This is a genomic window from Nocardia sp. NRRL WC-3656 (assembly GCF_000720265.1).
In the GTDB taxonomy this organism is placed as follows: domain Bacteria; phylum Actinomycetota; class Actinomycetes; order Mycobacteriales; family Mycobacteriaceae; genus Nocardia; species Nocardia nova.
In genome coordinates this window covers 323,266-350,249 of sequence record NZ_JOJF01000003.1, presented here as the reverse complement: position 1 = coordinate 350,249, position 26,984 = coordinate 323,266, and the positions used below count along the sequence as shown (strand labels likewise).

The 26,984-nt window shown below is 69.5% G+C and carries 26 protein-coding genes and 1 pseudogene; 12 read left to right on the top strand and 15 right to left on the bottom strand.

The window, feature by feature from the left end; genetic code table 11:
- The first annotated feature begins 11 nt into the window (after positions 1-11).
- The 3 genes from IG65_RS0106865 to IG65_RS0106855 all read left to right on the top strand — a co-directional run bounded on the left by IG65_RS0106865 (position 12) and on the right by IG65_RS0106855 (position 2,374).
- Complete coding sequence (locus IG65_RS0106865) at positions 12-878, top strand: alpha/beta fold hydrolase (RefSeq protein WP_030513985.1); 867 nt, start codon at positions 12-14, stop codon at positions 876-878.
- Positions 879-959: 81 nt separating this feature from the next.
- Positions 960-1,586 carry an alpha-ketoglutarate-dependent dioxygenase AlkB gene (locus IG65_RS0106860; RefSeq protein WP_030513984.1) on the top strand — a complete coding sequence of 209 codons (627 nt, stop codon included), beginning with the start codon at positions 960-962 and terminating at the stop codon, positions 1,584-1,586.
- A 47-nt stretch (positions 1,587-1,633) separates the two neighbouring features.
- Positions 1,634-2,374 carry an HD domain-containing protein gene (locus IG65_RS0106855; RefSeq protein ID WP_030513983.1) on the top strand — a complete coding sequence of 247 codons (741 nt, stop codon included), beginning with the start codon at positions 1,634-1,636 and terminating at the stop codon, positions 2,372-2,374.
- Between the two features lie 4 nt (positions 2,375-2,378).
- On the opposite strand, the gene IG65_RS0106850 is transcribed toward IG65_RS0106855, so the two are convergent.
- On the bottom strand, positions 2,379-2,930 hold the full coding sequence (locus IG65_RS0106850) for a DUF4334 domain-containing protein (protein WP_030513982.1): 552 nt from the start codon (positions 2,928-2,930) through the stop codon (positions 2,379-2,381).
- 293 nt (positions 2,931-3,223) lie between these two features.
- On the opposite strand from IG65_RS0106850, the gene IG65_RS0106845 reads away from it, so the two are divergent.
- Both IG65_RS0106845 and IG65_RS0106840 read left to right on the top strand, forming a co-directional pair.
- The gene (locus IG65_RS0106845) at positions 3,224-4,366 is read left to right on the top strand and encodes a serpin family protein (protein ID WP_030513981.1); all 1,143 of its coding nucleotides are present in this window, start codon (positions 3,224-3,226) and stop codon (positions 4,364-4,366) included.
- 65 nt (positions 4,367-4,431) lie between these two features.
- Entirely contained in the window at positions 4,432-5,676 is a 1,245-nt protein-coding gene (locus IG65_RS0106840; RefSeq protein ID WP_030513980.1) for an SLC13 family permease, read from the top strand.
- Here IG65_RS0106840 and IG65_RS0106835 read toward each other — a convergent pair.
- A complete protein-coding gene (locus IG65_RS0106835) occupies positions 5,666-6,238 on the bottom strand; it encodes a TetR/AcrR family transcriptional regulator (protein ID WP_030513979.1) in 573 nt (190 codons plus the stop codon). The two genes, IG65_RS0106840 and IG65_RS0106835, sit on opposite strands and share 11 nt — an antisense overlap.
- Before the next feature lie 91 nt (positions 6,239-6,329).
- Between IG65_RS0106835 and IG65_RS0106830 the strand changes: the two genes are divergently transcribed.
- Positions 6,330-7,307, top strand: a complete 978-nt coding sequence (locus IG65_RS0106830; RefSeq protein ID WP_030513978.1) for a zinc-binding dehydrogenase — start codon at positions 6,330-6,332, stop codon at positions 7,305-7,307.
- 14 nt (positions 7,308-7,321) lie between these two features.
- Here the strand turns inward: IG65_RS0106830 and IG65_RS0106825 are convergent, their stop codons facing one another.
- From IG65_RS0106825 to IG65_RS0106805, 5 genes are all read right to left on the bottom strand, one after another.
- The gene (locus IG65_RS0106825; RefSeq protein WP_030513977.1) at positions 7,322-7,879 is read right to left on the bottom strand and encodes a hypothetical protein; all 558 of its coding nucleotides are present in this window, start codon (positions 7,877-7,879) and stop codon (positions 7,322-7,324) included.
- A 109-nt stretch (positions 7,880-7,988) separates the two neighbouring features.
- Positions 7,989-8,246 (bottom strand): YciI family protein, encoded by a 258-nt coding sequence (locus IG65_RS0106820; protein WP_030513976.1) that lies wholly within the window; start codon positions 8,244-8,246, stop codon positions 7,989-7,991.
- A complete protein-coding gene (gene nusB / locus IG65_RS0106815; RefSeq protein WP_063833541.1) occupies positions 8,243-8,755 on the bottom strand; it encodes a transcription antitermination factor NusB in 513 nt (170 codons plus the stop codon). Before nusB ends, IG65_RS0106820 begins: the two co-directional genes overlap by 4 nt.
- 99 nt (positions 8,756-8,854) lie before the next feature.
- Positions 8,855-9,418, bottom strand: coding sequence for an elongation factor P (efp, locus tag IG65_RS0106810; protein ID WP_030513974.1), 564 nt, complete (start codon positions 9,416-9,418; stop codon positions 8,855-8,857).
- An 80-nt stretch (positions 9,419-9,498) separates the two neighbouring features.
- Positions 9,499-10,635, bottom strand: coding sequence for a Xaa-Pro peptidase family protein (locus IG65_RS0106805; RefSeq protein ID WP_030513973.1), 1,137 nt, complete (start codon positions 10,633-10,635; stop codon positions 9,499-9,501).
- A 172-nt stretch (positions 10,636-10,807) separates the two neighbouring features.
- Between IG65_RS0106805 and IG65_RS35740 the strand changes: the two genes are divergently transcribed.
- From IG65_RS35740 to aroB, 4 genes and pseudogenes are all read left to right on the top strand, one after another.
- Positions 10,808-11,380, top strand: coding sequence for an A24 family peptidase (locus tag IG65_RS35740; RefSeq protein ID WP_051755463.1), 573 nt, complete (start codon positions 10,808-10,810; stop codon positions 11,378-11,380).
- 44 nt (positions 11,381-11,424) lie between these two features.
- A complete protein-coding gene (gene aroC / locus IG65_RS0106795) occupies positions 11,425-12,645 on the top strand; it encodes a chorismate synthase (RefSeq protein ID WP_030513971.1) in 1,221 nt (406 codons plus the stop codon).
- Positions 12,646-12,701: 56 nt separating this feature from the next.
- A pseudogene (locus IG65_RS38970) lies at positions 12,702-13,217 on the top strand (shikimate kinase); the annotation flags it as partial.
- 656 nt (positions 13,218-13,873) lie between these two features.
- Positions 13,874-15,010, top strand: coding sequence for a 3-dehydroquinate synthase (gene aroB / locus IG65_RS0106785; protein ID WP_030513969.1), 1,137 nt, complete (start codon positions 13,874-13,876; stop codon positions 15,008-15,010).
- A 60-nt stretch (positions 15,011-15,070) separates the two neighbouring features.
- Here the strand turns inward: aroB and IG65_RS0106780 are convergent, their stop codons facing one another.
- The 7 genes from IG65_RS0106780 to IG65_RS0106750 all read right to left on the bottom strand — a co-directional run bounded on the left by IG65_RS0106780 (position 15,071) and on the right by IG65_RS0106750 (position 23,458).
- Positions 15,071-15,544: a B-4DMT family transporter gene (locus IG65_RS0106780; RefSeq protein WP_030513968.1), complete on the bottom strand. Its 474-nt coding sequence runs from the start codon at positions 15,542-15,544 to the stop codon at positions 15,071-15,073.
- Positions 15,545-15,592: 48 nt separating this feature from the next.
- Entirely contained in the window at positions 15,593-16,435 is an 843-nt protein-coding gene (locus IG65_RS0106775) for a shikimate dehydrogenase (RefSeq protein WP_030513967.1), read from the bottom strand.
- A complete protein-coding gene (mltG, locus tag IG65_RS38965; protein ID WP_030513966.1) occupies positions 16,425-18,155 on the bottom strand; it encodes an endolytic transglycosylase MltG in 1,731 nt (576 codons plus the stop codon). The genes IG65_RS0106775 and mltG overlap by 11 nt, the downstream gene beginning before the upstream one ends.
- Entirely contained in the window at positions 18,148-18,756 is a 609-nt protein-coding gene (ruvX, locus tag IG65_RS0106765) for a Holliday junction resolvase RuvX (protein ID WP_081879303.1), read from the bottom strand. The genes mltG and ruvX overlap by 8 nt, the downstream gene beginning before the upstream one ends.
- Complete coding sequence (alaS, locus tag IG65_RS0106760; RefSeq protein WP_030513964.1) at positions 18,756-21,422, bottom strand: alanine--tRNA ligase; 2,667 nt, start codon at positions 21,420-21,422, stop codon at positions 18,756-18,758. The genes ruvX and alaS overlap by 1 nt, the downstream gene beginning before the upstream one ends.
- A gap of 63 nt (positions 21,423-21,485) precedes the next feature.
- Positions 21,486-22,838 (bottom strand): replication-associated recombination protein A, encoded by a 1,353-nt coding sequence (locus tag IG65_RS0106755; RefSeq protein WP_030513963.1) that lies wholly within the window; start codon positions 22,836-22,838, stop codon positions 21,486-21,488.
- 29 nt (positions 22,839-22,867) lie between these two features.
- On the bottom strand, positions 22,868-23,458 hold the full coding sequence (locus IG65_RS0106750; RefSeq protein WP_030513962.1) for a helix-turn-helix domain-containing protein: 591 nt from the start codon (positions 23,456-23,458) through the stop codon (positions 22,868-22,870).
- Between the two features lie 67 nt (positions 23,459-23,525).
- Here IG65_RS0106750 and IG65_RS0106745 point away from each other — a divergent pair, with 67 nt between their 5' ends.
- Positions 23,526-24,485, top strand: a complete 960-nt coding sequence (locus tag IG65_RS0106745) for a TauD/TfdA family dioxygenase (RefSeq protein WP_081879302.1) — start codon at positions 23,526-23,528, stop codon at positions 24,483-24,485.
- Position 24,486: 1 nt separating this feature from the next.
- On the opposite strand, the gene IG65_RS0106740 is transcribed toward IG65_RS0106745, so the two are convergent.
- Complete coding sequence (locus IG65_RS0106740; protein ID WP_030513960.1) at positions 24,487-25,656, bottom strand: phosphotransferase family protein; 1,170 nt, start codon at positions 25,654-25,656, stop codon at positions 24,487-24,489.
- A gap of 249 nt (positions 25,657-25,905) precedes the next feature.
- Here IG65_RS0106740 and IG65_RS0106735 point away from each other — a divergent pair, with 249 nt between their 5' ends.
- The gene (locus IG65_RS0106735; protein ID WP_030513959.1) at positions 25,906-26,976 is read left to right on the top strand and encodes a hypothetical protein; all 1,071 of its coding nucleotides are present in this window, start codon (positions 25,906-25,908) and stop codon (positions 26,974-26,976) included.
- The last annotated feature ends 8 nt before the right edge of the window (positions 26,977-26,984 follow it).

Sequence of the window (26,984 nt, the reverse complement as noted above, 5' to 3'; positions counted from 1 at the left end):
ATGCTCGAAGGGTGAGCAACGAAGCCGACTTCACCGAGCCCCGCCGGATCACCTTCCGCGGCCACGGCGGCATCGCCCTGGCCGGGGAGAGCTGGGGGCCGGCCGACGGCCCGCTGGCGGTCTTCCTGCACGGCGGCGGCCAGACCCGGCACTCGTGGAAGGAATCGGGCGCCGCGCTGGCGAAGGTGGGAATGCACGCCATTTTGCTGGACGCCCGCGGGCACGGCGAGAGCGACTGGGCGCCGGACGGCGACTACTCGCGCACGGCGATGACCGCCGACCTCCTCGATATTCTCGCCGAACTCGACCGGCCCGCCATCGTGGTCGGCGCGAGCATGGGCGGATTGACCGCACTGCTGGCCACCGCCCGTCCCGGCCGGGAGCGCATCGCCGGACTGGTCCTGGTCGACGTCGTGCCGCGCCCGGAGCACAAGGGCGTGGAACGGGTCATGAACTTCCTCGGCGGCCATCCCGAGGGCTTCGCCTCCCTCGAGGAAGCCGCCGATGCGGTGGCCGAATACCTGCCGCACCGCCGCCGGCCCCGCAACCCGGAGGGCCTGCGGCGCAATCTGCGGCTGCGCGAGGACGGGCGCTGGTACTGGCATTGGGATCCGGCGATGATGTCGAGCCGGCCGGAGGACATCGAACTGCAGACCAGCGACCTCGAGGATGCCGCCCGCGCGCTGGAGATCCCGGTCCTGCTGGTGCGCGGACGGTTGTCGGACGTGGTCAGCGAACAGGGGGTCGCCGACTTCCGCGCGCTGGTGCCGCAGATGGAATACGTCGAGATCTCCGGTGCCGCCCATACCGCGGCCAGCGATGTCAACGACGAATTCTCCGACGCGGTGGTCGATTTCGTGCGTGCGCACCTGAGCTGATCCGAACCGCCCGGATCGGCCCCGAGTAGCGGCGCGACCCGATGCTTGAACATATGTTCGATAGAACGTAGATTCGAACGCATGTCGACACCGCTGCAGAGATCGCTGTTCGACGGCTTCGGCGACATCGAGCTGGGGCCGTTGGACGGCGTGCGCCGCACCCAGCTGACCGAGGGCGCGTGGGTCGACCTGCTTCCGGGATGGTTGCGCGGGGCCGACGAACTGTTCGAACGGCTGGCCACTCGCGTCCCATGGCGAGCCGACCGCCGCCCGATGTACGACCGCGTCGTGGACGTACCGCGACTGCTGCGCCATTACGGCGAGAACGAGCCCTGGCCGGACCCGATCCTGGAGGACGCCCGCGCGGCTCTGAGCGGCCATTACGGCCCGGAACTCGGCGAACCGTTCCGCACGGCCGGACTGTGCTACTACCGCGACGGCGAGGACAGTGTGGCCTGGCACGGTGATACCGGGGGCCGTGGTTCCACCCACGACACCATGGTCGCGATCCTGTCGACCGGCGCGCCGCGGGCCCTGCTGCTGCGTCCGCGCGGCGGCGGCGCGAGCATTCGCTATCACGTGGGGCACGGCGATCTTCTCGTGATGGGCGGCTCCTGCCAGCGCACTTGGGAACACGCGGTGCCGAAGACGCGGCGGCCTGTGGGTCCGCGGATCAGCATCCAATTCCGCCCGCGCGGGGTTCGCTGAAAACCCGGCGACGGCGGAGTGTCACCTCGTCCCGCTAGATTGGGCGGATGGAGTCCATCGGGGCGGGAATTCTGGCGGCCATGCCGTTGCACACACTCAGCGATGTGCACGGCGAGGAAGGGCTGCGGCAACGACTGCTGCTGGAGTCGCAGCGCAAACTGCCCGACCCCGAACGGGTCGAGGCGGCACTCGAATTCGTGGCCGACCTGCACCGTGGCGACAACTACGGCCGCGAGCCGTACCTGAATCATCTACTGCGGGTGGCGATCCGCATCGTGAGCCACTACGAGGTGCACGACACGGACCTGGTGCTCGCCGGCCTCCTGCACGACGCCGTCGAGGATCACGCTGCCGACCTGGTCGCCCTCCGCGGCGCGCCGGAGCCGGACGAGGACCTGAACGCCGCAGCGCTGGCGGTGCTCACCCAGCGGTTCGGCGAGCGCGTATCGAATCTCGTTGCGGCGGTGACCAACCCGGCACCCGATTCGGACCGGGACCGGCACCTCCGATACCGCGACCACGTCGCCGCGAGCCTGGACCGCGATCCGTGGGCCCGGGTGGTGAAGATCTCCGATTTCACCGACAACGGCGTCGGCATCCTCTACGCCGACGAACAGGCCGTCATGTCGAAACTCGCCACCAAATACCGGCCGCTCACCGCGGTCTACCGCGAACTGATCACCCGTCCGGACACGCCGCTGGCGCCGCATGTCAAGCAGCACATTCTCGAGCAACTCGACACCGCCGACGCCCGCTTCGAGGTGATCCTCGCCGCCGGGGACGACTGAGCGATCAGGAGCGGTCGCGGCGCAGGATGAAGAAGTAGGGGTCGTTCAGCCCGCGCATATCCATCACACCGAGCAGGGTGTCCTCGTCGACCCGGCGGAAGATGTCGATGATAGGCAGGTGGTCGTAGATCATGGCCGCGCTGACCTTGCCGCGGAATTCGATCTCGCGCAGGCGCGCACGAGCGGTACGGGTCCGCAGCAGCGGGCGCAACGCCGGCAGCATGCGCCGTGCGGCCCGGAATCCCGCCGACGGCAGCGTTCCGGCCAGCCCCAGCGGCACTCGGCGGGGGTCGACCGGAAATACCCGCCCGTCCGGCCCGGCGAACAGCAGCGGCTGCACCTCGTCCGGTGAATCGAATTGCTTTCCGTACCAACCCGATTCGACCAGCACACCGGCCCACGGATGTCCGGTGTCCAGTTCGTCGCCGGTCCAGCGGCCGGTGGTGATCTCGGTGACCGCGACCTCGGGCAGGCTGTCGTACAGCTGCCACGCCTGCTCCGGGGTCGTGCGACCCGCGCGCAGTTCCGCCAGACGGGCCGTACCGGCACCAGCCATCCCTACCTCCTGGACCTCTCGCGGACCGTTCCGCCTCGGAAGGATGACACACACCGGCCGCGACGCCTCAACACGTTCGGCCACGAAGACGTAGTTTCGGCCAGTGTTCGCGCCGGCGTGACGCAGACCACGCACCGCATGCCTGGACCTCGAGTGCGGTTGAGGAACCAGACTGGTCGGCAGATCGGTTCCGGCCGATCGTCCGGGCCACAGGATCCGGACGCGCCCCTGCCGCCCACGTACACCCCGGCAGGGGCGCACTGCTGTCGGCATCCGTCGGTAGGCTTTCGCCCATGCAGCCGAGCCTCGCACCCGATGTGGCCGCCGCCAACAATCTCACCGGAAAATGGTGTGCCGCAGCGGGTTCCGGGGATTTCGTCCTGTCCGGGTGCGGAATCTGGCCGCTGCTCGCACTACTGGCCGCGGCGGCCGGCGAACCGGCCCGCGGCGAACTCACCGCGGCGACCGGCCTTCCCGCCGCATCCGCTCACGACGCCGCGATCACCCTGCTGCGCCGGATCGAGGCCGCCGAATCGGTGCGCGCGGCACTCGGCGTGTGGGTGCGCGACGATATCGCGCTGCGCGACGAGTGGATACACACGCTGCCCCCGGGCACGATCGCCGCGCTGCGCGGACAGGACGGACTGGACGAGTGGGCACGTCGCCATACCGACGGCCTGATCGATCGCTTCCCCGCCCGGATCGGCGCGGCGACGGCGCTCGCGCTGGCGACCGCCATCGTCGCCCGCACCGCCTGGCGGCAGAGCTTTCACGCCGATGTGCTGGAACCGTCGAGCGGCCCGTGGCGTGGCCACCGCGGACCCGCCCTCGCCCGGTACAGCACCGGCCTCGGCGACGCCGCCGTGCTGACGGCCGGCACACCCGTTTCACGCGTCGTGGTGCGTGGGGCGTCCGATCTGGATGTGCATCTGCTGCTCGGCGAGCAGGGAGCCACCGCTCCGGTGGTACTGGCAGCGGGGCTGGGGGCACTCGACGGTTCGGTGGAAACCCACCGGCCCGGCCCGGGCACCATCGCCCCTGGGCTCGAGGTGCGGACGGTGACCGCCGTATCGGACACCCTGCGAATCCAGGTGCCGCCCTTCGCTGTTCGATCCACCCACGACCTGCTGCGCGATCCGGAGTTGTTCGGACTGACCGCGGCGACCACCGCGACGGACAACCCCTTCCCCGGCCTCTCGCCGGTCGCGCTCCGGGTGACCGCGGCGGCCCAGGACGTCTGCGCCCGATTCACCGCCGACGGTTTCGCGGCCGCGGCGGTCAGCGGGGTTCTGATGGAACCGACAGGCATGCCACCGGCGCCGGCCGATGCCCTGATGATCGCAGTGAACTTCGACCGGCCCTTCGGCTTCCTCGGCGTCCACCGTCCCACCGGACTGGCGATGGTGGCCGGTTGGGTCGCCACCCCCACGCCGTGAACCGGCCCACCAGATGCGAGCGGTCCGGCACGCGCGGGTCTGCGCCACGGTGCGATGATGGCCGGATGTCCGAACCGGTGGCGCCCGAACGCAGCGCGCACGAGACGGAGCCGGAGGAAGCCACCGCACCGCGTCTGCTGGACTGGATCCGCATCGCCGTCCTCGCGGCCGGGGTGCTGTGCGTGCTGACCGGATGGCTGCCGCGGGCCGACGCCGAGGCGAATATGCGCCGGATCGGACCGCTGCTGCTGTTTCTCGGCAGTGTGATCGTGCTGGCCCACCTGGCCCGGCGCGCACAGGTTTTCGACGTCATCGCCCATCGGATCGCGATCGCCGGGCAGGGACGCTATCCGGCGCTGTTCGTGCTCTGCGTCGGTTTCGCGGCCCTGACGACGATGGTGCTCAACCTCGACACCACCGCGGTCCTGCTGACACCGGTCATGCTGGCCTTGGCCAAGCCCGCGCGCATTCCACCGCTGCCGCTGGCGATGACCACATTGTGGCTGGCGAACACCGCGAGTCTGCTGCTGCCCGTATCCAACCTCACCAATCTGCTCGCCGCCGACCGGATCGGCCTCGATGCCACCGGCTTCGCGGCCAGAATGTGGCTGCCGCAGTTGATCTCGCTCATCGCGACCATGGCGGCGCTGTGGATCTGGTACTGGCGACGCGGCCGCCGCGGCACCGATCGCTACCTGGCGCCCGCCCCGATCCGGCTGCGCAGCACCCGGGACCGGGCGCTGTTCGCGACGGCCGGAGGCGCCTGCGCGCTGTTCGTCCTGGCGATTCCCTTCGTCGGCGACCATATCGGCTACGCCGCACTCGCCGCGGCGGTCCTCGCGATCGCCGGATTCGCCGTGTTCGATCGCAGCGCGCTGCGCCCGTCGCTGATCCCGTGGCAGCTGCTGATCTTCGTGATCGGACTGTTCCTGGTCATCCCGACCCTGGGCCGGTACGGACTCTCGGATCTGATGGCCGCGCTCATCGGCACCGATTCCGGCACGGCCGGGGCCTATCGCGCAGCCGGTGCGGGCCTCGGCCTGTCGAATATCGTCAACAACCTGCCCGCATACACCGCCGGTGAGGCGGTGATACCGCCCGACCACCGAAACCAGTTGCTGTCCTTGCTGATCGGCACGAACGTCGGCGCGATAGCCACCCCGTGGGCCTCGCTGGCCACGCTGCTGTGCCTGGAGTTCTGCCGTTCCCACGCGGTCCGGGTGCCGCCGGTCCGGTTCGTCTGCACCGGGCTGGCGCTGGCGGTGATCGCGACCGCGGGTGCGGTGGGCGGCGTTCTGCTCACGGGCTGACCACCGCGAGCACCACCTGCCGCACGGATTCTCGCAGCCTTTCGCTCTGCCCCTCGCGCACGGCGGCAAGGGCGTAATCGCTGCCCAGCATGCCGAACAGCAGGTGGCCGACCCCCTCGGCGTCGAGATCCGGACGCGCCTCGGTCAGTAACTTCGTGATGTGCTCCGCCCAGGTGGCGTGGAATTCGGACGTGCGCGGATGCGGGGGCACGCTGCGGTAGGCCGCGACCATCAGTTCGACGTTGTCGGCGACCATCGTGGCCATCGCATCGAAGAAGGCGAGCAGCCGCTCCCCCGCGGGCGCGCCGGGGCCCAGCGGCGGCGGGCCGTCGGTGATCGCCGCCCGTAGTGTTTCGGCCGGTTCGGCGACCATCGCGTGCAACAGTCCCGCGCGCGAGCCGAAACGGTGAAATACCGTGCCCTTGCCGACTCCCGCCGCGGCGGCCACCCGGTCCATGGTCACCGCCTCGGCCCCACCTTCGGCCAGCAGCGCCCGCGTCGCATCGAGGATCGCGCGACGGTTGCGCGCCGCATCGGCTCGTTCTCTGCGCTGCTGCGCCACTGTGCACTCCAGTCCCGTTGACAAACTTGACCGACGGTCCATATCCTTCCGGACGAAGTATCTGGACCGTTAGTCAAGTTATGAGGTCGATATGCAGGCAATCGTAATGACCGGGGTCGGTGGACCGGAGGTCCTCGTCGCGCGCGAGGTGGACGAGCCCAGCCCCCAGCCCGGCGAGGTGCTGATTCGGGTGGAGGCGGTCCCGGTGCTGTACCCGGAGACGATGTTGCGGTCGGGCATGTTCCCGACGCCGACGCCGACCCCGGCGGTCTTCGGAACCCAGGCGGTCGGGGTCGTCACCGCCGTCGCCGACGACGTCGACCCGGAATGGAAAGGGCAGCGGGTCCTGGTGGCGCGCAACGACTTCGGCAGCTACGCGGAATGGATGTGCGCCCCCGCCGAATCCGCGGTCCGCGTACCGGACGGATTGGCGAGCGAGGCCGCCGCGGCCGTGGCGATGAGCGGATCGGTGGCACTGGCCCTGCTCGAGGCCGCGGCACTCACCGGTACCGACACCGTTCTGATCGAGGCCGCGGCCACCGGAATCGGCGGCTACCTCGCCCAATTGGCCGCCCGATCCGGCGCCGCACACATCATCGCCACCGCCGGCGGCGCGGCCAAAACCGAGCGCGCCCGCGAACTCGGCGCACACACGGTCGTCGACCACCGCGATCCGGATTGGCCGCGCCGGCTCGGCGAACGCCTCGAAAATGCCACGGTGGACGTGGTTTTCGACTCGATCGGCGGGGTGAGCGCCGCGGCCGTCCTCGATGTCATGACCCCGTTGCGGGGCCGGATGCTCGGGTACGGCTGGCTGTCGGGCGCTCCCGCCCAGGTCACGACGATGGATCTGATCATGCGCGGGCTCACGTTCACCGGATGCTCCGGCCCGCAGTGGCTGGCCGGGGTGGCGGCGAAGCGGGCGGCGGCGTTCGAACTCGCCGCCGCCGGTGATGTCACCGTGCTGATCGACAGTGTGCTACCGCTGGCGGATGCGGCCGAGGCCCATCGACGGGTCGACGAGCGCACGACCTTCGGCACGATCGTCCTGCGCCCCGGGACCGTCTGAGCGGAGGCCCCGGCTCACTTCGGTTGTGCCAGACAGAATGTCGTCTGCGGGTCCGACAGTGTGATCACGCTGTCGGACTCCGGGCCACACAGAGTGTCGTCGGCCTGTCCGTCTATGCGCTGGGCGACCCGGAAACTCGCCTCCGAGGATGTGCAGTCGGCGTACTTGTAGCCACTGAGCGGCGAATCGGCATAGCACAGTCCCGTTTTGAAATTCGGCGCCAGGCACAGATACGCCAGCGTGCCGCCGTTGAGAGTTTCCTCGTACGAGGTGAAATCTGCCCCGCACTCGACCTTGGCGTCGTGCACCTGCGCCACCTTGTAGACGGCTTTATCGGAGGTGCAGGCGACCGGTGCGGTATCGGAATCGACGGCCGAGGCGTTGATCACGTTGATGCAGTCGCCCACCTTCGCCCGGGCGGTGTCGGATTTGTTGTGGTCCTTGGCGACCTGAACACCCTTGTCGACACCCTTTTCCACCGCCGAGCAACCGGTCGTGGCCAGGGTCGCCGCCGCGACGATCGCCGGGGCGAGACGCAGCGCCGTACGCACTGCCGCCGAATTGAACCGCATCCGTTCCACCTTTTCTAGGTCAAGTGACCGGAACAGTATGCTGGCGTGGCGGGCATCGGGGAAATTTAACGGGTTTGTCCGAATCTGACGGGTGTGTCGCGAATACGACTCAGCCCGTGATCTCCCATTCGTGGATCGTCAGCTCGGAGGCGCCGGTGGTGTGAATAGGATCGGTGAACACCAATTCCCGTGCGGCCGAGAGGTTCTCGGCCAGCACCAGATACGCGCCGCCGCTGCCGTCGGTGAATCGGCCGGTGCAGTCCAACTGCCCTCGCGCGCGCACATCGGCAAGCCATTCGCGGTGCGGTTCGATGACCGCGTCGGACCACGCCGAGGTGCGCATCGCGAGCACGAGATATTTGATCATAACGCCCCGGTGTCGCGGCGGGTGGCGGCCGCGGCGGCGCGCACCTGGTCGGCCAGCGTCACGATGCGTCCGAGGACGCCGTTGACGAACGCGGGCGAATCGTCGGTCGACAGTTCCTTCGCCAGCTCGACGGCCTCGTCGACCGCCACCACCGGCGGAACATCGTTGGCGTGGAACAACTCCCACACCGCCACCCGCAGAATGGCGCGGTCCACCGCGGGCAGCCGGCCCAGGGTCCAGTCCTGCAGATAGGACTCGATGGTGCCGTCGACGCGATCCAGATCGTCGGCGACGCCTTCGACGAGGGTGCGGGTGTAGGGGTTCACGGGCGCGACCTGTTCGTCGCGACCGGCCAAGTCCAGGCGCTCCGCGACCAGGTCGGCCGGGTCGATGTCGCGCGCCTCGGCCTCGAAGAGCAGATCCACGGCCCGGCGGCGGGCCTTGTGCCGGGCTCCGAGTTTCTTGTGGGTGGACTTCTTGTCCACGGGCTGATCAGCCACGATCACCATTATCCCGTTCGCAGTGTCGACGGCGGCGCGAGCGATACCGGAAAGCCGATACGCGCGCGCCGCCCATGGTCCCGGCGCCGGGCCGGTGGATCCGGAGGATCAGGCGTTGACCCGGCCCAGATAGCCGCCGTCGCGCGAGTCGATCTTCAGCTTGTCGCCGACGTTGATGAACAGCGGCACCTGCACCTCGGCACCGGTCTCCAGCGTCGCGGGCTTGGTGCCGGCGCTGGAGCGGTCGCCCTGCAGACCGGGCTCGGTGTGGGTGACCTCGAGTTCGACGGTGACCGGGAGCTCGACGTACAGCGGCGCGCCCTCGTGGGTCGCGACCTGCACGGTCATGTTCTCCAGCAGGAAGCCGGCGCCCTTACCGATGGTCTGCTCGTCGATACCGATCTGGTCGAAGGTCTCGCCGTCCATGAAGATGTAGTCCGACCCGTCGTGGTACAGGTAGGTCATGTCCCGGCGGTCCACGGTGGCGGTCTCCACCTTCACGCCGGCGTTGAACGTCTTGTCGACCACCTTGCCGGACAGCACGTTCTTCAGCTTGGTCCGCACGAACGCGGGACCTTTACCCGGCTTGACGTGCTGGAACTCGACGATCTGCTGGAGCTGACCGTCGATCTTCAGCACGAGGCCGTTCTTGAAGTCGCTGGTGTCCGCCACTGTCCTCGGATCTCCTTGTTAGTACTGTTCGACGTTCTGTAGGCCGGGCCGTAGGGACCGGCCCGGTGGGGCAGCCGGGGTCAGTCGACCACGGTGAGGTCTTTGGTGGTGTGGGTGAGCAACTCCGGACCTCCCGCACGAACCACGAGCGTGTCCTCGATGCGAACTCCGCCGCGGCCGGGGAAATACACACCTGGCTCGACGGTCACCGCCACGCCATCCAGAAGTGTACCGGTCGCGGTTTTGGCGACCGGAGGCGCTTCGTGGATCTGAAGTCCGACGCCGTGTCCGAGGCCGTGCACGAACAGGTCGCCGTGCCCGGCCGACGCGATCACCGAGCGGGCCGCGGCATCGACCGCCGCGCACGGCACACCGGGTGCCAGCGCCTCGCGGCCGGCCCGCTGCGCCTCGTATACGAGCTGGTAGATCTCGCGCTGCCAATCTGTCGGCTCGCCCAGCACCAGGGTGCGCGTCATATCCGAGTGGTAGCCGCCGACCACCGCGCCGAAATCGAGCTTCACGAAATCGCCCGCCGCCAGCACCGCGTCGGTCGGGCGATGATGCGGCACTGCGGAATTGGCACCGGCGGCCACGATGGTCTCGAAGGCGATCGCGTCGGCGCCGTGCTCGAACATCAGCCATTCCAGCTCGCGAGCGACCTGACGCTCGGTGCGGCCCGGGCACAGTCCCCCTCGTTCCAGCAGGGTGGCCAGCGCGGTGTCGGCGGCCGCGCACGCCGCCCGCAGCTGCTCGATCTCGTAGTCGTCTTTGACCGTTCGCAATTGTTCGACCAGACCGGGCGCGGGGACGAATTGGAGGCCGCTGCCCTGATCGACGAAGCCGCGGTGCTGGTCGACGGTCACGACGTGACTTTCGAATCCGACGCGGCCGATCTGCCACTCCCCGGCCAGTTCGACCAGCCGGCGCGCACTGGCGCGGGAGATCTCGGCGTGCACGTCGGGCACCTGTTCGCCGACCTGGGTGATGTAGCGGCCGTCGGTGCAGATCACGGTCCGCTCCCCGTCCTCACCCACCTGGCTGCCGTCCCAGGAGTGCACGAGCAGGGCGGCGTTGGAGCCGGTGAAGCCGGTCAGGTACCGGATATTCACCAGATCGGTCACCAGCAGGGCATCGACCCCGTTCTCCACCAACAGGTCTCGCAACCCGGCCCGACGCGCAGCGTGGTCGGGGCGCCGGGCACCGTCATCAGCAGACATGGCTGCCACGCTACCGCTGTCGTATTGCGAGGCCGTCACGCCGTCACCCCCGACCCCGTCCACGACCGGCTGCGAGCCGGTGTTACTCGTCGCGTGTTCACAACTGTTGCGGTTGTCCACATTTCAGGTTCGCGGGACCGGGCGGGCGCGTGCCGCGAGCGACGATGAGTGCATGACCACCACCGCCTATCTCGCACTGATCGTCTGGTGCGTCGCGCTCAGCGTGATCGACATTCGGACCGGTCGACTGCCCGACGTGCTCACCCTGCCGGGTGCGGCGGTGGTGCCGGTGCTCGCGGCATCGACCGGCCGTGCCGGCGCGGCGGTCGCCGGCGCGCTGCTGCTCGCCGTGCCGTACCTACTGGTACATCTCGTCGAGTCGGCGGCGTGCGGGGCGGGAGATGTGAAACTGGCGCTCGGCACCGGCGCTGCCGCGGCGGTGGGCGGGCCGTCCTGCTGGGTGTGGGCCGCGATCGGCGCACCTCTGCTGACCGCTTCGGCCGGACTCGGCGCGCTGGTCGCGATCCAGGTCGCCGCCCGTGCCTCCCGCGCGGCCGACGCCGGCGGCGAGCCGATCGCGCACGTCCGAGACGGCACCGCGATCCGTGCCGCGCATCCCGGCGACCGCCCGGCCGCGCCCGGAGATTCGAACCGTCGCCATGGTGTGTTCGGCGCCTCGATCACGGTGCCACACGGGCCCGCGATGTGCCTGGCTACCGTTGCGGCACTGTGGCCCACGGTGTAGCCGCGCGGACACCGATGTCCGGGGAACCGTTGTGACGTGGAAAGATGGAGGTCGTGTTGCGCTGGATTACTGCTGGTGAGTCTCATGGTCCCGCTCTTGTCGCCATCGTCGAGGGGATGGTGGCCGGTGTCGAGGTGACCTCGGCCGATATCGCCGCGCAACTGGCGCGGCGACGACTGGGCTACGGCCGCGGCGCGCGGATGAAGTTCGAGGCCGACAAGGTCACCGTGATCGGCGGGATCCGCCACGGCCGCACCATGGGTGGCCCCGTCGCGATCGAGATCGCCAATTCCGAATGGCCGAAGTGGACCGAGGTCATGGCCGCCGACCCGGTCGACGAGGCCGAACTGGCCGAGCTGGCCCGCAACGCCCCGCTGACGCGCCCCCGTCCCGGCCACGCCGACTACTCGGGAATGCTCAAATACGGCTTCGACGACGCCCGCAACGTGCTCGAACGCGCCAGTGCCCGCGAAACCGCCGCTCGGGTCGCCGCGGGCACCGTGGCACGGCAGTTCCTGCGCCAGGCCCTCGGCGTCGAGGTCGTCTCCCACGTGGTCTCGATCGGCACCGCGACCGCGCGCCCGGGTTTCGTGCCGTCCGCCGCCGATCTGGAGGCCATCGACGCCAGCCCGGTCCGCGCATTCGACCCCGAGGCCGAAACCGCGATGATCGCCGAGATCGAGGCCGCCAAGAAGGACGGCGACACCCTCGGCGGCGTCGTCGAGGTCGTGGTCACCGGACTGCCGGTCGGACTGGGCTCGTTCGTCAGCGGGGAACAGCGTCTGGATTCCCGGCTGGCCGCTGCCCTGATGGGGATCCAGGCCATCAAGGGTGTCGAGGTCGGCGACGGATTCGAGACCGCGCGACGGCGCGGCAGCGCCGCCCACGACGAAATGCGTCCCGGTCCCGACGGCGTGCTGCGCTCCACCAATCGCGCCGGCGGCCTCGAGGGCGGTATGACCAACGGCGAAGCCCTGCGCGTGCGCGCGGCGATGAAGCCCATCTCCACCGTTCCGCGCGCGCTGTCCACCGTGGATATGGCCACCGGCGACGAGGCGGTGGCCATCCATCAGCGCTCCGACGTCTGCGCGGTGCCCGCCGCCGGGGTGGTCGCCGAGGCCATGGTCGCGCTCGTGGTCGCGCAGGCGGTACTGGAGAAGTTCGGCGGCGATTCTCTCGCCGAGACCGTCGACAACCTCACGACGTACCAGAAGCGTATCCAGACCCGCCCGCACATCCCGGGCGTCGTGGCGTCGGAGGCATGAATGGCTGATCCCGCGCGCGGCACCGCCCGGGTCCGGCGCCCGGGACAGCCGTCGTGATCGTCCGCAGCGACCCCAGCCGGCCCAGCGTGATCCTCATCGGCCCGCCCGGGGCCGGTAAGTCGACGATCGGGCGCAAGCTCGCTCGCGAACTCGGCGTCTCGCTCTACGACACCGACGCCGGGATCGAACAGGACACCGGTCGCAGCATCCCCGACATCTTCGCCACCGACGGCGAACCGGAATTCCGGCGCATCGAGGAACGCGTGGTGCGCCGCGCGATCCTCGCCGAACACGGGGTCGTATCCCTCGGCGGCGGTGCGATCCTGTCCGCGGCGACCCGGGAGTTGTTGCGCGGGCGCACGGTGGTGTACCTGGAGATCAGCGTGTCCGAGGGACTGCGCCGGACCGGGGCGTCGACGAATCGGCCGCTGCTCAACGGCGACGATCCGAGCGCGAAATATCGCGAACTCATGCGCGTGCGCCGCCCGCTGTATCGCGAGGTGGCCTCCATCCGGATCCGCACCGACGGCCGCAGTCCCGGCCGCGTCGTCCGTGCCATCCTCGCCAAACTCGGCGTCGAACCGGCCGAAATACCGGCGCCGCAACCGGATTCGACGTGCGCCGAACCCACGGGCACCCGTCGTTCCCGCCCGCGTGGGCGTCGTCGCCGCACCCGCGCCGCAGCCGACAGCGCCGCGCGGACCGCACCCGAGCCCGGTGAAACCGAAGCCGCGCAACCGGATTCGATCGAGACGGACCGTACCCAGCCGCGCCGCCGAGCCCGGCGATCCCGTCGCGGCGGCCGTCGGCACTCCCGCAACCGGACCGGCACCTCGGCCGACACCCCGCCCATCGACCCCGCCACCGAACGTCCCGCCCGCACGCCCGGACCGGCGGCGGCCGACACCGACGCGAAACCATCCGCCGCACAGCAGAATGCACGACCGGGACGAATCCGGCGCACCGCCACCCGTGCCGCCGGCCCTCCCGCCGCGAGTCGGAACCCCGGTCCGGCGGCGCCCCATCCGGAGCCGGTGCGCCCGGTCGGCTCCGGACCGGAGCTGCGGCCGGTGCCCGCACCCGACGAAACACCTTTGCCCGCTGGACGTCTCGCGGGTGACGCCGCGCAGACCGCGCACGAAGCGGCACCCGGGGCCGGTCGGTCCCGCCGTGCCCGCGCCCGCCGGGCACGCCTACGACGAGCACTAGAGGAATCGGAGCAGCACACATGAGCGAGCCCACCCGCATCGACGTCCGAACCGCCGATCCGTATCCGGTGATCATCGGCCGGGGGCTGCTGGGCGAACTGGTCGAGCAGGTCGCCCGCCATCCCGGCGTGCGGACCGTGGCGATCTTCCATCAGCCGCCGCTGACCGAGACCGCGGAGGTGGTGCGGCAGGCGCTCGCCGAGCAGGCCGTCGGCTCGCACGGTGACACCCTCGACGCGCATCGCATCGAAATCCCGGATGCCGAGGCCGGGAAGGACCTGCCGGTCGCCGGCTTCTGCTGGGAGGTGCTCGGCCGCATCGGCCTCACCCGCCAGGACGTCGTGATCAGCCTCGGCGGGGGTGCGGCCACCGATCTGGCCGGGTTCGTCGCCGCCACCTGGATGCGCGGCGTGAAGGTCGTCCACGTGCCCACCACGCTGCTCGCGATGGTCGACGCGGCGGTCGGGGGCAAAACCGGAATCAACACCGAGGCCGGGAAGAACCTGGTCGGCTGCTTCCACGAACCGTCGGCCGTGCTGGTGGATCTGGTCACCCTCGAAACGGTGCCGCCCAACGAGATCGTCGCCGGAATGGCCGAGATCATCAAGGCCGGATTCATCGCCGACCCGGTCATTCTCGACCTGATCGAACGCGACCCCGCCGCCGCACTGGACCCGAAGGGCGACGTGCTGCCGGAGTTGGTCCGCCGGGCGATCCAGGTGAAGGCCGACGTGGTGGCCGCCGATCTGAAGGAGGCGAGCCTGCGCGAGATCCTCAACTACGGCCACACCCTCGGCCACGCGATCGAACGGCGGGAACGCTATCGGTGGCGCCACGGTGCGGCGGTCTCGGTCGGCCTCGTCTTCGCGGCCGAACTCGGCCGGCTGGCCGGGCGCCTCGACGACGCGACCGCCGACCGGCACCGCGCGATTCTGGAGAGCGTCGGCCTGCCGACCACCTATGACGCCGATGCGCTGCCGCAGTTGCTCGAAACCATGCAGACCGACAAGAAGACCCGCTCGGGCATCGTTCGATTCGTCGTTCTCGACGGTCTGGCCAAGCCGGGCCGGCTGGAGGGTCCCGATCCGTCGCTGCTGGCCGCGGCGTATGCGACCATCGCCCGCGAGGACAGCCCCACCGGCGGAATCCTGCTCTAGCACATGAAAATCCGGGCCGCGGACAGGATCCGCGGCCCGGATGAGCCGATCATTCGGCGATCAGGCCGGGGAGGCCGCCGCCGGGGGTACCGAGGATTCGCTCTTGCGCCGATCCCGGCCCACCAGGAAACGGCCGATCGCCACGCCGACCATCGCCGGAATGAAGATCATCAGCACGATGAACGAGGCACCGGCGGTCAGTTCGAACAGCAGACCGTTGTCGCCCAGATCGAACTTCGGCACGAAATCCAGCAGCCACGCCACCAGCCCGCTGCCCACACCACCGACCACACCGGCCTTCAGCCAGCGCATGGTGAGGTCGGCACCGCCGCGCTCCGGGTCGGGATTGGCCCGCCGATCACTGCGACCGTCGATCAGCCCCCAGGCGACGCCCGCGACGACCAGCACGATCAAGCACACGATGCGCATCCACGAGCCGTTGGTCGGCCAGTAGATCATGCCGAAACCCAGCAGGGTTCGCAGTACGACGGTCAGCGCACCGAGGACTATGGCGCGCAACACCCACGAATTCATGTCGATCACCTTAGCCTGTGTTGTGACGTCATCGAATTGGAACCGGTTCTAGAAGTCACGGAGATCCAGAGCCGCCGCCATCGCCGCCCGTGGCGCGGGCCGGCCCGTGAACTGTTCGACCTGGCCGTAGGCCTGATTCAGCAGCATCTGCAATCCGCTGACGACGGTATGCCCCGCACGCCGCACGGCGGTCGCGAGCGGCGTCGGCCACGGATCGTAGATCGCGTCCAGCACCACCGGCGCCGCCGCGACCGCGTCGGCCACCACCGCCGCACCGGCGGCCGGCACCGTGCTGACCACCGCGTCGGCGCGCGCACATGCCGCGTGCACCCGATCGGCGTCGAAATCGGAGAACTCGGTCGCCATTCCCAGTCGGCGAGCCAGCGCAAGGGTCGGCTCCGCCCGCTCGGCGTCGCGGGCGACCACGGTGACCATCTCGGCGCCGAGTTCCGACAGCGCCAGCAGTGCCGGTCTCGCGGTACCGCCCGCCCCGAGCACGACCGATCGGCGCACCGTTTCCACGCCGCCGCCCTGCAGCGCGCCACGCACGCCGTCCACATCGGTGCAATCGGCTCGCCACCCGGTCGCGGTGCGCACCAAGGTGTTGGCGGAGCCGACCAGAACCGCGCGCTCGGTCCGTTCGTCGGCGTAGTTCAGGGCCGCGACCTTGCCGGGCATCGTCACCGACAGCCCGACCCAGGACGAATCCAAGCTGTCGACGAGGGCGGGCAGTTGCTCGCCGGTGCATTCGATGCGCTCGTAGGTCCAGTCCAGCCCCAGCGCGCGATAGGCGGCCAGATGCAATTGCGGGGACCGCGAATGCGCGATCGGACTGCCCAGTACCGCTGCCTTGCGTCCCGATTCCGGCGATCCCGCTCCGTTATCGGCCACTGTCGAGAATTCCGCTCTGCTGGGCGCGTTGGATATTGCGCAGATGTTCGCTGTAGCTTTCGGCGAACATGGTGGTGCCCTGCTTGTCGACGGTGACGAAGTACAGCCACGGTCCCGGCGCCGGATTCTCCACCGCGCGCATGGCATCCAGCGACGGCGAGGAGATCGGCGTGGCCGGCAGCCCCGGCATGGCGTAGGTGTTCCACGGTGTCTTGCGGGCCCGGTCGGCATCCGTGGTGGCGACCTCGGTGCGGTCGAGGGTGTAGTTGACCGTGGAATCCAGCTGCAACGGCTGATCGACCGCGAGCCGATTCACGATCACCCGGGCCACCTTCGACATGTCCTGCGGCAGCGCTTCCCGTTCGACCAGTGAGGCCGCGATCAGCGTCTGATAGGGATTCAGTTTGTTGGTCGCCCCCGACTGCAGCAGTCCGGTCGTCTCGTAGCCGGCGGCACTCTCGCTCACCAGCTGCGCCAGAATCTGCTCGGGCGTGCCGGAAGGATCGAAATCCCAGGTGCCCGCGGCGATCATGCCCTCGAGCTGGCGGGTGCGATCGGGGACCTTGCGCACCGCGTCGACGGCCCAGGCCGGAACGCCCAGCGCGGTCGCGTCGGCCGTGGCCCCGGCGGCATCGAGTTGTTCGTAGGTGACGCATTTCTTGTCCGCACCGGTCCCGACGCAGCTGGCGTCGGCGATCTTGCGGTAGATGCCCTCGTTACGGGCGCCGGTGTTCACATCCGTGGAGTCGTGCAGCCGCCGTCCTTCGGAGACCACCACGTTGCCCACCCGGGAGGTCTTCTTCAGCAGGGCCGCGACCGCGTCGGCACCCTTGCTGTGCGTCGGCACCGCGTAATAGCCCGGCTGCACCGAGGTGATGCCCGAATTCCGCACGGCCGCTTGGTAGAAGGCCCCGCTGCTACGGACGACACCCCTTTCGACCATGGTCTGCGCGATCTGTTCGGCGGTGTCACCGGTGTGCACCTGGACCACGGCCAGCGGGCCGGGTGGTCCGTCGAAATCCTCGGGTCCGCCCATCGAGCGGATGAATTTGTATCCGGCGTAACCACCGGCCACCACGAACAGGACGACGAATACGCACCCCAGAACGAGCAGATTCCGGCGGCGACGCTGCCGCTCGGCCGCCTTGCGGGAGGCCACGCGAGTGCGGCGGCTACGCCCCCCGGACGAGCCCGACCGTGCCGGTCGCCCCGAGGCGCGAGCCTGCGCTCTCCCCGCGGACTTGCCGCCGGAACCGCGCCGGGTCCCCCGCTGCGCCTCCTGCGGCGAGGCCGCGCTCGCCCGGGCGCCGCGCCTGACCGCCGCGGGCGCGGGTTCCGGCTCGTCGTCGGCGATCGGTTCGATATCGGTTTCGGAGTCGTACTCGTCGCGGCGATACCGATGGCCGCTGCCGCCGGTCCGCTCGTACCCCGGTTCGGCGTAGTCGTCGGCGTAGTCGGGGTCGGGGTAGTCGGGATCCGCGTATCCGGCGCCGGCGAGCTCGTGGTCGTAGCGAGCGTCGTACCCGGCGGCGGGGTCGGCGTAGTGCGCGGCCAGCTCGTCCTCGTCCACGTAGCGCGGGATGACGGCGGTGTCGTCGTCCTCGAAGTCGTCCCACTCGTCGGTGGCGCTGCGATGCGCACCACCACGCCGGTAGCGCCGCTGCTGCTCGTCGGCGCGCCGGCGCGAGCGTTCTCCGGCCCGGGACCAGCGGTCACTCATCCGACCACCTGGCCTCGTCTGCACCGGCCGAGTTCAACACCGCACTCCGTTCGTCCAACCACCCTTGCAGGATCGACACGGCGGCCGCCTGGTCGATCACCTGCCGCCGGCCGCGCGCGCGAACGCCACTATCCCGCAATGCACGTGCAGCTGACACCGTAGTCAAACGTTCGTCGGAAAGTCGTATCGGCACACCAGGAATCATGTCCCGCAAACGTCGCGCGAACCGGGCGGCCAGCTGTGCCGACGAGCCGCTAGCCCCCCGTAATGTGCGTGGTAGACCGACGATTACCTCGACAGCTTCGTATTCCCGCACAATCTCGGCTACCCGGAGCAGATCGGTTGCCGGACCGCGTTTTCCACCCTTGACGGTCGGTACCGTCTCCACCGGGGTGGCCAGAATCCCGTCCGGGTCACTCGCGGCGACTCCGATGCGCACGGTCCCCACGTCGATGCCGATCCGCCGGCCGCGGCCGGGATCGGTCCGCGCGTCGGGGCGTTCGGCCGGGATGTCGTCCGGCCGGGCGGCCCCGGCTTCCGGAGCCGCCCCCGATCGGGACGGCTCCGGTTCCGAAGGCTCCGAATTCTCGGAATGGTCCATCAGGCGGCGATCTCGGCCACCCGTGCGCGCACGCCGGCCAGGCCGGCCTCGATACCGGACGGGTCGGAGCCGGCGCCCTGCGCCATCTCCGGCTTACCGCCGCCGCGGCCCGCGATACTCGGGCCGAAACTGCCGACCAGCTCACCGGCCTTCACGCCGAGCTCCTGGGCGGGCTTGTTCACCGCGACCACGAACGGCACCTTGCCGTCGGCATTACCGAGCAGAACGACCACCGCCGGCTCGCTGCCGAATCGGCCGCGGATATCGGTGGCCAGGGTCCGCAGATCGCCCGCGCCGACGCCCTTGGGGGCGGCGGCCGCGACCAGCAGCACCTTGCCGACCCGCTGCGCCTGCTCGACGTAGGTACCCGCCTGCGAGAGCACGGCCGCGGCCTTGGTGCGCTCGAGTTCCTTCTCGGCGACCTTCAACCGTTCCACCAGTTGCTCGACCCGGGCCGGCACATCTTCGGAGGGCACCTTGAGCGAGGCGGCCACACCGGCCAGCAGGGCTCGCTCCTTGGCCAGGTACTTGTAGGAATCCAGCCCGACGAAAGCCTCCACACGGCGCACGCCGGAACCGACCGACGATTCGCCGAGCAGTGTGATCGGCCCGATCTGCGAGGAGTGTTCGACGTGGGTACCGCCGCACAGTTCCATCGAGAACGGCCCGCCGATCTCGACGACGCGCACCTCGGACCCGTAGTTCTCGCCGAACAGCGCCAGCGCGCCCATCGCCTTGGCCTTGGGCAGATCGGTGACGAAGGTGTTCACCGGGAAGTCCGAGCCCACCGCATCGTTGGACACGGCCTCGATGTCGGCCTTCTGCGACTCGGAGAGCTGGCCCTGCCAGTTGAAGTCGAAGCGCAGATAGCCGGGCTTGTTCAGCGAACCGGCCTGCACGGCGTTCGGGCCCAGCACCTGCCGCAGCGCGGCATGCACCATGTGCGTGCCGGAGTGTCCCTGGGTGGCGCCACGCCGCCACACCGGATCGACCTGGGCGAGAACGGCATCGCCCTCGGTGATCTGACCGCGTTCGACGGTGGTCTTGTGCACCCACAGCTTCTTGGCGATCTTCTGCACGTCATTGACGCGCAACTCCGTGCCCGACGCCGTGAGGGTGCCGCGGTCGGCGATCTGACCACCGGATTCGGCATAGAGGGGACTGCGATCGAGGATGACCTCGACGTCCTGCCCGGCGGTCGCGGTGGGGACCCGGACACCGTCGGCGATGAGGGCGAGAACCCGCGCCTCGGTGGCGAGTTCGTCGAAGCCGGTGAATTCGGTGGCGCCGCGGTCGACCAGTTCCTTGTAGATCGACAGATCGGCGTGCGCGTGCTTGCGCGCCTGCGCATCGTCCTTGGCTCGCTGCCGCTGCTCGGCCATGAGCGTGCGGAAGCCCGACTCGTCGACCTCGAGCCCGGCCTCGGCGGCCATCTCCAGGGTCAGATCGATCGGGAAACCGTAGGTGTCGTGCAGGGTGAACGCCTCACTGCCCGCGATCGTGCGCCCACCGGTGGCCTTCACCTCGGCGACCGCGTCGTCGAACAGCTTCGACCCGGTGCTCAGCGTCTTGAGGAAGGCGGTCTCCTCACCGACGGCGACGGTCTCGATGCGGGTGAAATCGGTGGCCAGTTCCGGGTACGAGGGCGACATCAGCTCGCTGACGACCTTCATGAATTCGCCGATCACCGGCTTCTCGGCACCCAGCAGCCGGGCCGAGCGCACGATCCGGCGCAGCAGCCGGCGCAGCACGTAGCCGCGGCCGTCGTTGCCGGGATTGACGCCGTCGGCGATCAGCATCGCCGAGGTGCGGGCGTGGTCGGCGATGACCCGGAAGCGCACATCGTCGGCGTGTTCGACGCCATAGCTCTTGCCGGTCAGCTCCTCGGCCTTGGAGATGATGGGGCGCAGCAGATCGGTTTCGTAGACGTTGTCCACGCCCTGCAGCAGCATCGCCACGCGTTCGATGCCCATGCCGGTGTCGATGTTCTTCTTCGGCAGCGATCCGACCGGCGGATAGCCCAGCTTGGGGCTCTGCTCGCCGCGGATGTCCTGCATGAACACGAGATTCCAGATCTCGAGGTAGCGATCCTCGTCGGCGACCGGGCCGCCCTCGGCGCCGTATTCCGGTCCGCGGTCGTAGTAGATCTCCGAGCACGGCCCGCCGGGACCGGGCACGCCCATATCCCAGTAGTTGTCCTTGCCGTCGCGGAACTGGATGCGCTCCTTCGGAATTCCGGCGACGCGATGCCAGATCTCGGCGGCCTCGGGATCACTCTCGTAGGCGGTGACCCAGATCCGCTCCGGATCGAAGCCGAATCCGCCCTCTTCCTGAGATTTGCTGATCAGCTCCCAGGCGAAGGTGATCGCACCTTCCTTGAAGTAGTCACCGAAGGAGAAGTTGCCCGCCATCTGGAAGAACGTGTTGTGGCGGGTGGTGACGCCCACCTCTTCGATATCGCCGGTGCGCACGCACTTCTGCACGCTGGTCGCACGCGAGAACGGCGGCGCCTCCTGGCCCAGGAAATACGGCTTGAACTGCACCATGCCCGCATTGACGAACAGCAGGTTCGGGTCCGGCAGGATCAACGAGGCACTCGGTACCTCGGTGTGGCCGGCACGGACGAAGTGGTCCAGGAAACGCCGTCGGATCTCGTGGGTCTGCACGAATATCCAGCCTACCGGGCGCGGTCCAGCCGGTTTTCAGCGGTCGTGCGGCGCGCACCCGGCTCAGCGACCTCGGACGATGCGGCGCAACTTGGTGACCCGCGGCCCGATCTCGCGCTCGTAGCCGTGATCGGTCGCGGTGTAGTAGTCGGCGCCGACCAGTTCGTCGGGCGGGTACTGCTGCGCGAGGATCCCGTCCGGGTGGTCGTGCGGGTATTTGTAGCCCTGCGCGTTGCCGAGTTTCACCGCGCCCGCGTAATGCCCGTCGCGCAGGTGGGGCGGCACCGCGCCCGCCTTACCCGCCGCGATGTCGGACATGGCCGCGCCGATGGCCGCCGCGACCGCACCCGATTTGGGTGCGGTGGCGACGTGGATGGTCGCGTGCGCGAGCGCCAGCTGCGCCTCCGGCATACCGACCAGCTGGACCACCTGCGCGGCGGCGACCGCGGTCTGCAGGGCGGTGGGATCGGCCATGCCGACGTCCTCGGACGCCTGGATCATCAATCGCCGCGCGATGAAGCGCGGATCCTCGCCCGCGCTGATCATCCGGGCCAGATAGTGCAGCGCCGCGTCGACATCCGACCCGCGCAGCGATTTGATGAAGGCGCTGATCACGTCGTAGTGCTGGTCGCCGGCGCGGTCGTAGCGCACCGCGGCCTTGTCGACACTGGCCTCGACCAGATCCACGTCCACCGTGCCGTCGAGCGACGATTCCGCCGAGGCCTCCAGGGCGGTGAGCGATCGGCGCGCGTCGCCGCCGGCGATGCGGACGATGTGGTCGAGCGCCGCCTCGGTGACGGTGTACTGCCCGGCCAAGCCTCGCTCGTCGTCGATCGCGCGACGCAGGACCGTGCGAATATCGTTGTCCGACAACGACTTCAGCTGCAGCACCAGGGAGCGCGACAGCAGCGGCGACACCACCGAGAAGGACGGGTTCTCCGTCGTCGCCCCGACCAGCAGCACCACCCGGTTCTCCACCGCGGCCAGCAGGGCGTCCTGCTGGGTTTTCGAGAACCGGTGCACCTCGTCGATGAACAGCACGGTCTGCTCCCCCGCGAGCAGCCGCCGTCGCGCCAGCTCGATGACCGCCCGCACTTCCTTCACGCCCGCCGACAACGCCGACAGCGCCTCGAAGCGACGGCCGGTGGCGGTCGAGATGAGCGCGGCCAACGTCGTCTTGCCCGTCCCGGGCGGGCCGTAGAGCAGCACCGATGCCGCGCCGGATCCTTCGATCAGCCGGCGCAGCGGTGATCCGGGGCCGAGCAGATGTTGCTGACCGACCACCTCGTCCAGGCTCGCCGGCCGCATGCGCACCGCCAGCGGCGACATCCGGCCCGCCGGCGGTAGTGCGGTGGATATGCCGGACGACTCAGACGACTCCTCCACCTCCGGCGCCTCGAACAACCCTTCGCTCACGCCTCGACGGTACCGATGAGCACCGACATTCAGGACGAGGTGGGGTCGGGACGCAGAATCCGCGCGGCCTGCGCCTCGATCGACGCGCGCAGTTCGGCGTCGGTCAGCTCGCGCAGGCCCGCGGCGCTGCGCAGGAACGGCTCGAGCAGTTGCCAGCCCATGGCGAACGCGGCCAGATGTGCCACCGCCAGTCCGGCGGCGCGGTCGCTGTCCATCTGCGGCCGCAGGTTCTCGATCAGCATCGCCATCACCGGGAACTGTTCTTGCAGCTCACCGACCGGATAGCCGTCGAGGATGCAGCGGGCCAGCACGGTCAGATGCCGGCGCAGCCGGGGATCGGTGGCGGTGAGCTGTCCGGCGGCGGCCAGTGCGCCCGATTGTTCGCCGAGATAGCTCAGCACGGCTCCGACCAGCTTGTCCTTCGCACCGAGATGCCGGAACACCAGGCCGTGGTTCACCCCCGCACGGTCGGCGATGTCCCGGATCGAGGTCGCGGCCGGGCCGCGCTCGGCGAACAGGTCGGCGGCGGCCTCCGTGACCGCCGCGACGACCGCCGCACGACCGACCGGTCCGGCGCCGGAGTCGTCGCGACGCGGAGTCGATGGCGGGTTCTCGGACATCGGGCTACAGTAGCGAATACCGGTGTAGTCAATTGACTACAGTCGCCCGATCGCCAAAGGAAACGCCATGACGCACACCACCGCCGCGGAGACCGAACCGGTCGCCCAGTACGGCGTGAGCTCGTTCCCACTGCCCGAATTTCCGCTGATCGCGGGCCCGTTCACCCATCTGGTCGCCGAGCGCGACCGACTGGCCGCGCTGCGCTGGCAGCATTTCGACGCGCGGCAGGCCGGCGTCACCCTCGGCGCGGAGATCAGCGGCGTGGACCTGACCCGCGAGCTGCCCGCGGAGGTGATCGCGGAACTGCGCCGGGCACTGCACGAGTACAAGGTGCTGTTCTTCCGCGAGCAGCCGCTGACGGCCGGACAACACGTCGCGTTCGCGGCGCGCTTCGGCACGCTCGAGGTGCATCCGTTCATTCCGTCCAACACCGAACAGCCGGAACTGGTCCGCTTCGAGAAGACGCCGACCATCGCGGGGGTCGAGAACATCTGGCATCACGACGTGACGTGGCGCCCGCAGCCGTCCATGGGCGCGATCCTGCACGCCGTCGCCGTTCCCGCGATCGGCGGCGACACCCTGTTCTCGGATATGTACGCCGCCTACGAGGCGCTCGATGCCCGCACTCGCGCCGAGATCGACGACCTCACCGCGACCCACGACTACACCCGGGCATTCGGCCGCGGGCAGACGCCCGAAGCACAGGAGGCGATGCGAGCACAGCATCCGCCGGTCAGCCACCCGGTGGTGTGCACGCACGAGGCGACCGGACGCCGCCACCTCTACGTCAACCGGATCTTCGTGGACCGCATCGACGGCATGGATCCCGAGGCGAGCCGCGGGTTGCTGGACCGGCTCTGCCGCCAGGCCGACTACCCCGAACACCAGGTGCGGCTGCACTGGGAGCCCGACACCGTCGCCTTCTGGGACAACCGGGCCGTGCAGCACTATGCCGCCAGCGACTACTGGCCGCAGACCCGGATCATGGAACGAGCCTCGATCGTCGGGCCGCGCCCGGCCCGCTGAGTCACTCTTCCCAGAGTTCCTCGAGGGTGGCGGAGACATGCTCGGCGAAGTCGCCGAGCGTGTCGTCGCCGGTGCAGCGCGCATCCTCGGCGAGGGCGGCCCAGCGATTGATCAGTGCGGCCGAGCGCGGCACCGACAGTCCGTGTTCGCGGGCCGCGGCGATGCGGGTGTGATCGGCGGGCAGGAACCAGAACGTCGTCAGCCAGACCCAGATGAGCCGGGCCTCGAGGATGCGTTCGGCGAGCAGATCGTCGTCGGCGAGGGCCGGCCACACGCCCACGACCTCCGAGCGCCAGGCCTCGACCATCTGGTGCGCCCGCTCGCGGGAGAGTTCGAAGTCGCAGAGGCAGCCGGGGAACGACACCAGCGCGTAGGCGATATCGAGCGTGGCGTCGCGGAAACCGCCCCATTCGTAGTCGAGGAACCGAGCGCCCTCGTCGTTGAGGATCACGTTGTCGGGGCACAGGTCGGAGGGGCTGAACGCGCGGAACCGGCCCGCGGAGAAGAGGCGATTGCCCCGCACGATGCGTTCCGCGATCTCGCCCGGCACGTCGATGCCGACCTCACGGGCCAGCATTCCGGGGACCTCACCGATGGCGGCCTCGGCCTGCTGGGCGATCCCGTCGACCCGGTGCACCACCTCCACCCGCCGCAGCAGCGCCACGAAATCGGCCTCCCGGCCGACCGTTGCGGCGTGCATGCGGCCCAGTGCCTGCGCGAACGCCATCTGGGCGTTGCGGGTGGCGGGTTCGGCGCCGGTTTGCAGCACCGAGGTGAGCGACATGTTCTCGCCCAGATCGCTGAGGATCAGCAGCCGATCCGGCAGGCTGTGCGCCAGCAGATAGGCACCGGGACGGTGCTCGCTGCTGAGCGCGGTGGTGAACTGGTAGGACACCGCCTCACGCAGAAACGCCGAATCGATACTCGCGACCCCGGGTGCCAAACCACCGATCCGGCGCTCCTGGGCGGCGCCACGGACCTGCTTGACGATCAGGGTGCGGGGAAGTGAGAACGAGTTCTCCGCTACGCGTACGCGCAGCACCGTCGTCCTGCCACTGCCGCTGAGTTCGATCGGATCGCTCAGCTTCACCGCAGCACCCATGCGCTTCGTGAGCAACTGTTGTGCCGCGGACACGACTTCGGCGGCGCGTTCGGCCAATAGTGCGGTCATCGCCAACCAAGTTACTCGCTCCAGGTCACTTTCAGCGAGCGGTTCGGCAACCTTTCGCGCGTCGTCGGCGTGTCCCCGCCGAGCGGCTGCGACCGGACCGAGATGCTCATTACGCTCATCGTCGGCCGGGTCGCGGATCCGGCCGGATACCGCGGCCCGGCGCTTGACACGCCCGGCCGTGTCCGGTTGTGTCGAAATCTCAACTGCAGTGTGCCGCACCAGAACCCAGGTGATTCGAAAGGTCCGACGATGACCGACTCCCCGCAGTCCGCACCCCGCGACACCGGCGAAGGCGGTGAACGGCGACCGGAGAGCCGGCCCGGGCAGCATCCCACCGGTCCAGGACGACCCGGCGCCGGAACAGGCGAACATCCCGCAACGCCGGGCGGCCCCGAAATGGCCGGAGCCACGGGATATCCGCAGTTCGAGGGCACCGGGGCCCCGCAGTACGGCGCCTCGCGGTACGGCGGGGCGCCGGGCGAGCCGCCGCCGGTCATCACCCCCGGCGGGGTGCCCCCGGTGGCGTCCGGAGCACAGGGACAGCCCGGGCCCACCTACGGTCCGCCCGGCAGCGTCCCGCCGGGCGCCTATCCGCCGCCCGCCGATCCGACCTGGGGCGCACCGGATACCGGCATGCCGCCGCAGGGCGCGCCCGGTTACGGCGCGCCGCAGGGATACCCCGGCGGACCGGGTTACGCCGCGGCGCCGGGTCTCAATATCGGCCGGGCGCTCAGCTTCGCGTGGGATCGCTTCCGCGCCAATCCGATTCCCTGGGTCGCGATCACGCTCGTCGGATTCGTCGCCTACCTGATGGTGACGGTGGTGGTGAACGTCACGCATATGAACTCGCTGATGCCGGTGATGCTGATCGGCTTGCTCGCGGCGGTCGTGGTCTGGCTGCTGCAGGCGGCGATGATTCGCGGCGCGTTGTACGAAACCGATGGCACACCACCGGATTTCGCGTCGTTCTTCGGCTTCGTCAACGCCGGCAACGTGCTGATCACCGCGCTGCTCGTCTTCGTGGCGGCCTGCGTCGGCGCGGTGTTGTGCATCGTGCCGGCACTCATCGTCGGCTATCTGTGCATGTTCTCGCTGCACTACGTCATCGACCAGGACCTCGATCCGTTCAGCGCGATCAAATCCAGTGTGCAACTGGTGGTCTCGAATTTCGTCCCGACGCTGCTGCTGGCCCTGACCGTCGCCGCGCTGACCATCGTCGCCACCGCACTGTGCGGCATCGGCCTGCTGGTGGTGGGACCGCTCACTGTTATCGCGGTCACCTACTCCTACCGGATGCTCACCGGCGGATTGATCGCCTGAGCCGGCCG

Coding starts and splice junctions, on each gene's coding strand:
- IG65_RS0106860 (WP_030513984.1), top strand. CDS start 960: ATGTCGACACCGCTGCAGAGATCGCTGTTCGACGGCTTCGGCGACATC.
- IG65_RS0106855 (WP_030513983.1), top strand. CDS start 1,634: ATGGAGTCCATCGGGGCGGGAATTCTGGCGGCCATGCCGTTGCACACA.
- IG65_RS0106850 (WP_030513982.1), bottom strand. CDS start 2,930: ATGGCTGGTGCCGGTACGGCCCGTCTGGCGGAACTGCGCGCGGGTCGC.
- IG65_RS0106845 (WP_030513981.1), top strand. CDS start 3,224: ATGCAGCCGAGCCTCGCACCCGATGTGGCCGCCGCCAACAATCTCACC.
- IG65_RS0106840 (WP_030513980.1), top strand. CDS start 4,432: ATGTCCGAACCGGTGGCGCCCGAACGCAGCGCGCACGAGACGGAGCCG.
- IG65_RS0106830 (WP_030513978.1), top strand. CDS start 6,330: ATGCAGGCAATCGTAATGACCGGGGTCGGTGGACCGGAGGTCCTCGTC.
- IG65_RS0106825 (WP_030513977.1), bottom strand. CDS start 7,879: ATGCGGTTCAATTCGGCGGCAGTGCGTACGGCGCTGCGTCTCGCCCCG.
- IG65_RS0106820 (WP_030513976.1), bottom strand. CDS start 8,246: ATGATCAAATATCTCGTGCTCGCGATGCGCACCTCGGCGTGGTCCGAC.
- nusB (WP_063833541.1), bottom strand. CDS start 8,755: ATGGTGATCGTGGCTGATCAGCCCGTGGACAAGAAGTCCACCCACAAG.
- IG65_RS0106805 (WP_030513973.1), bottom strand. CDS start 10,635: ATGTCTGCTGATGACGGTGCCCGGCGCCCCGACCACGCTGCGCGTCGG.
- IG65_RS35740 (WP_051755463.1), top strand. CDS start 10,808: ATGACCACCACCGCCTATCTCGCACTGATCGTCTGGTGCGTCGCGCTC.
- aroC (WP_030513971.1), top strand. CDS start 11,425: ATGGAGGTCGTGTTGCGCTGGATTACTGCTGGTGAGTCTCATGGTCCC.
- aroB (WP_030513969.1), top strand. CDS start 13,874: ATGAGCGAGCCCACCCGCATCGACGTCCGAACCGCCGATCCGTATCCG.
- IG65_RS0106780 (WP_030513968.1), bottom strand. CDS start 15,544: ATGAATTCGTGGGTGTTGCGCGCCATAGTCCTCGGTGCGCTGACCGTC.
- mltG (WP_030513966.1), bottom strand. CDS start 18,155: ATGAGTGACCGCTGGTCCCGGGCCGGAGAACGCTCGCGCCGGCGCGCC.
- ruvX (WP_081879303.1), bottom strand. CDS start 18,756: ATGGACCATTCCGAGAATTCGGAGCCTTCGGAACCGGAGCCGTCCCGA.
- IG65_RS0106750 (WP_030513962.1), bottom strand. CDS start 23,458: ATGTCCGAGAACCCGCCATCGACTCCGCGTCGCGACGACTCCGGCGCC.
- IG65_RS0106745 (WP_081879302.1), top strand. CDS start 23,526: ATGACGCACACCACCGCCGCGGAGACCGAACCGGTCGCCCAGTACGGC.
- IG65_RS0106740 (WP_030513960.1), bottom strand. CDS start 25,656: ATGACCGCACTATTGGCCGAACGCGCCGCCGAAGTCGTGTCCGCGGCA.
- IG65_RS0106735 (WP_030513959.1), top strand. CDS start 25,906: ATGACCGACTCCCCGCAGTCCGCACCCCGCGACACCGGCGAAGGCGGT.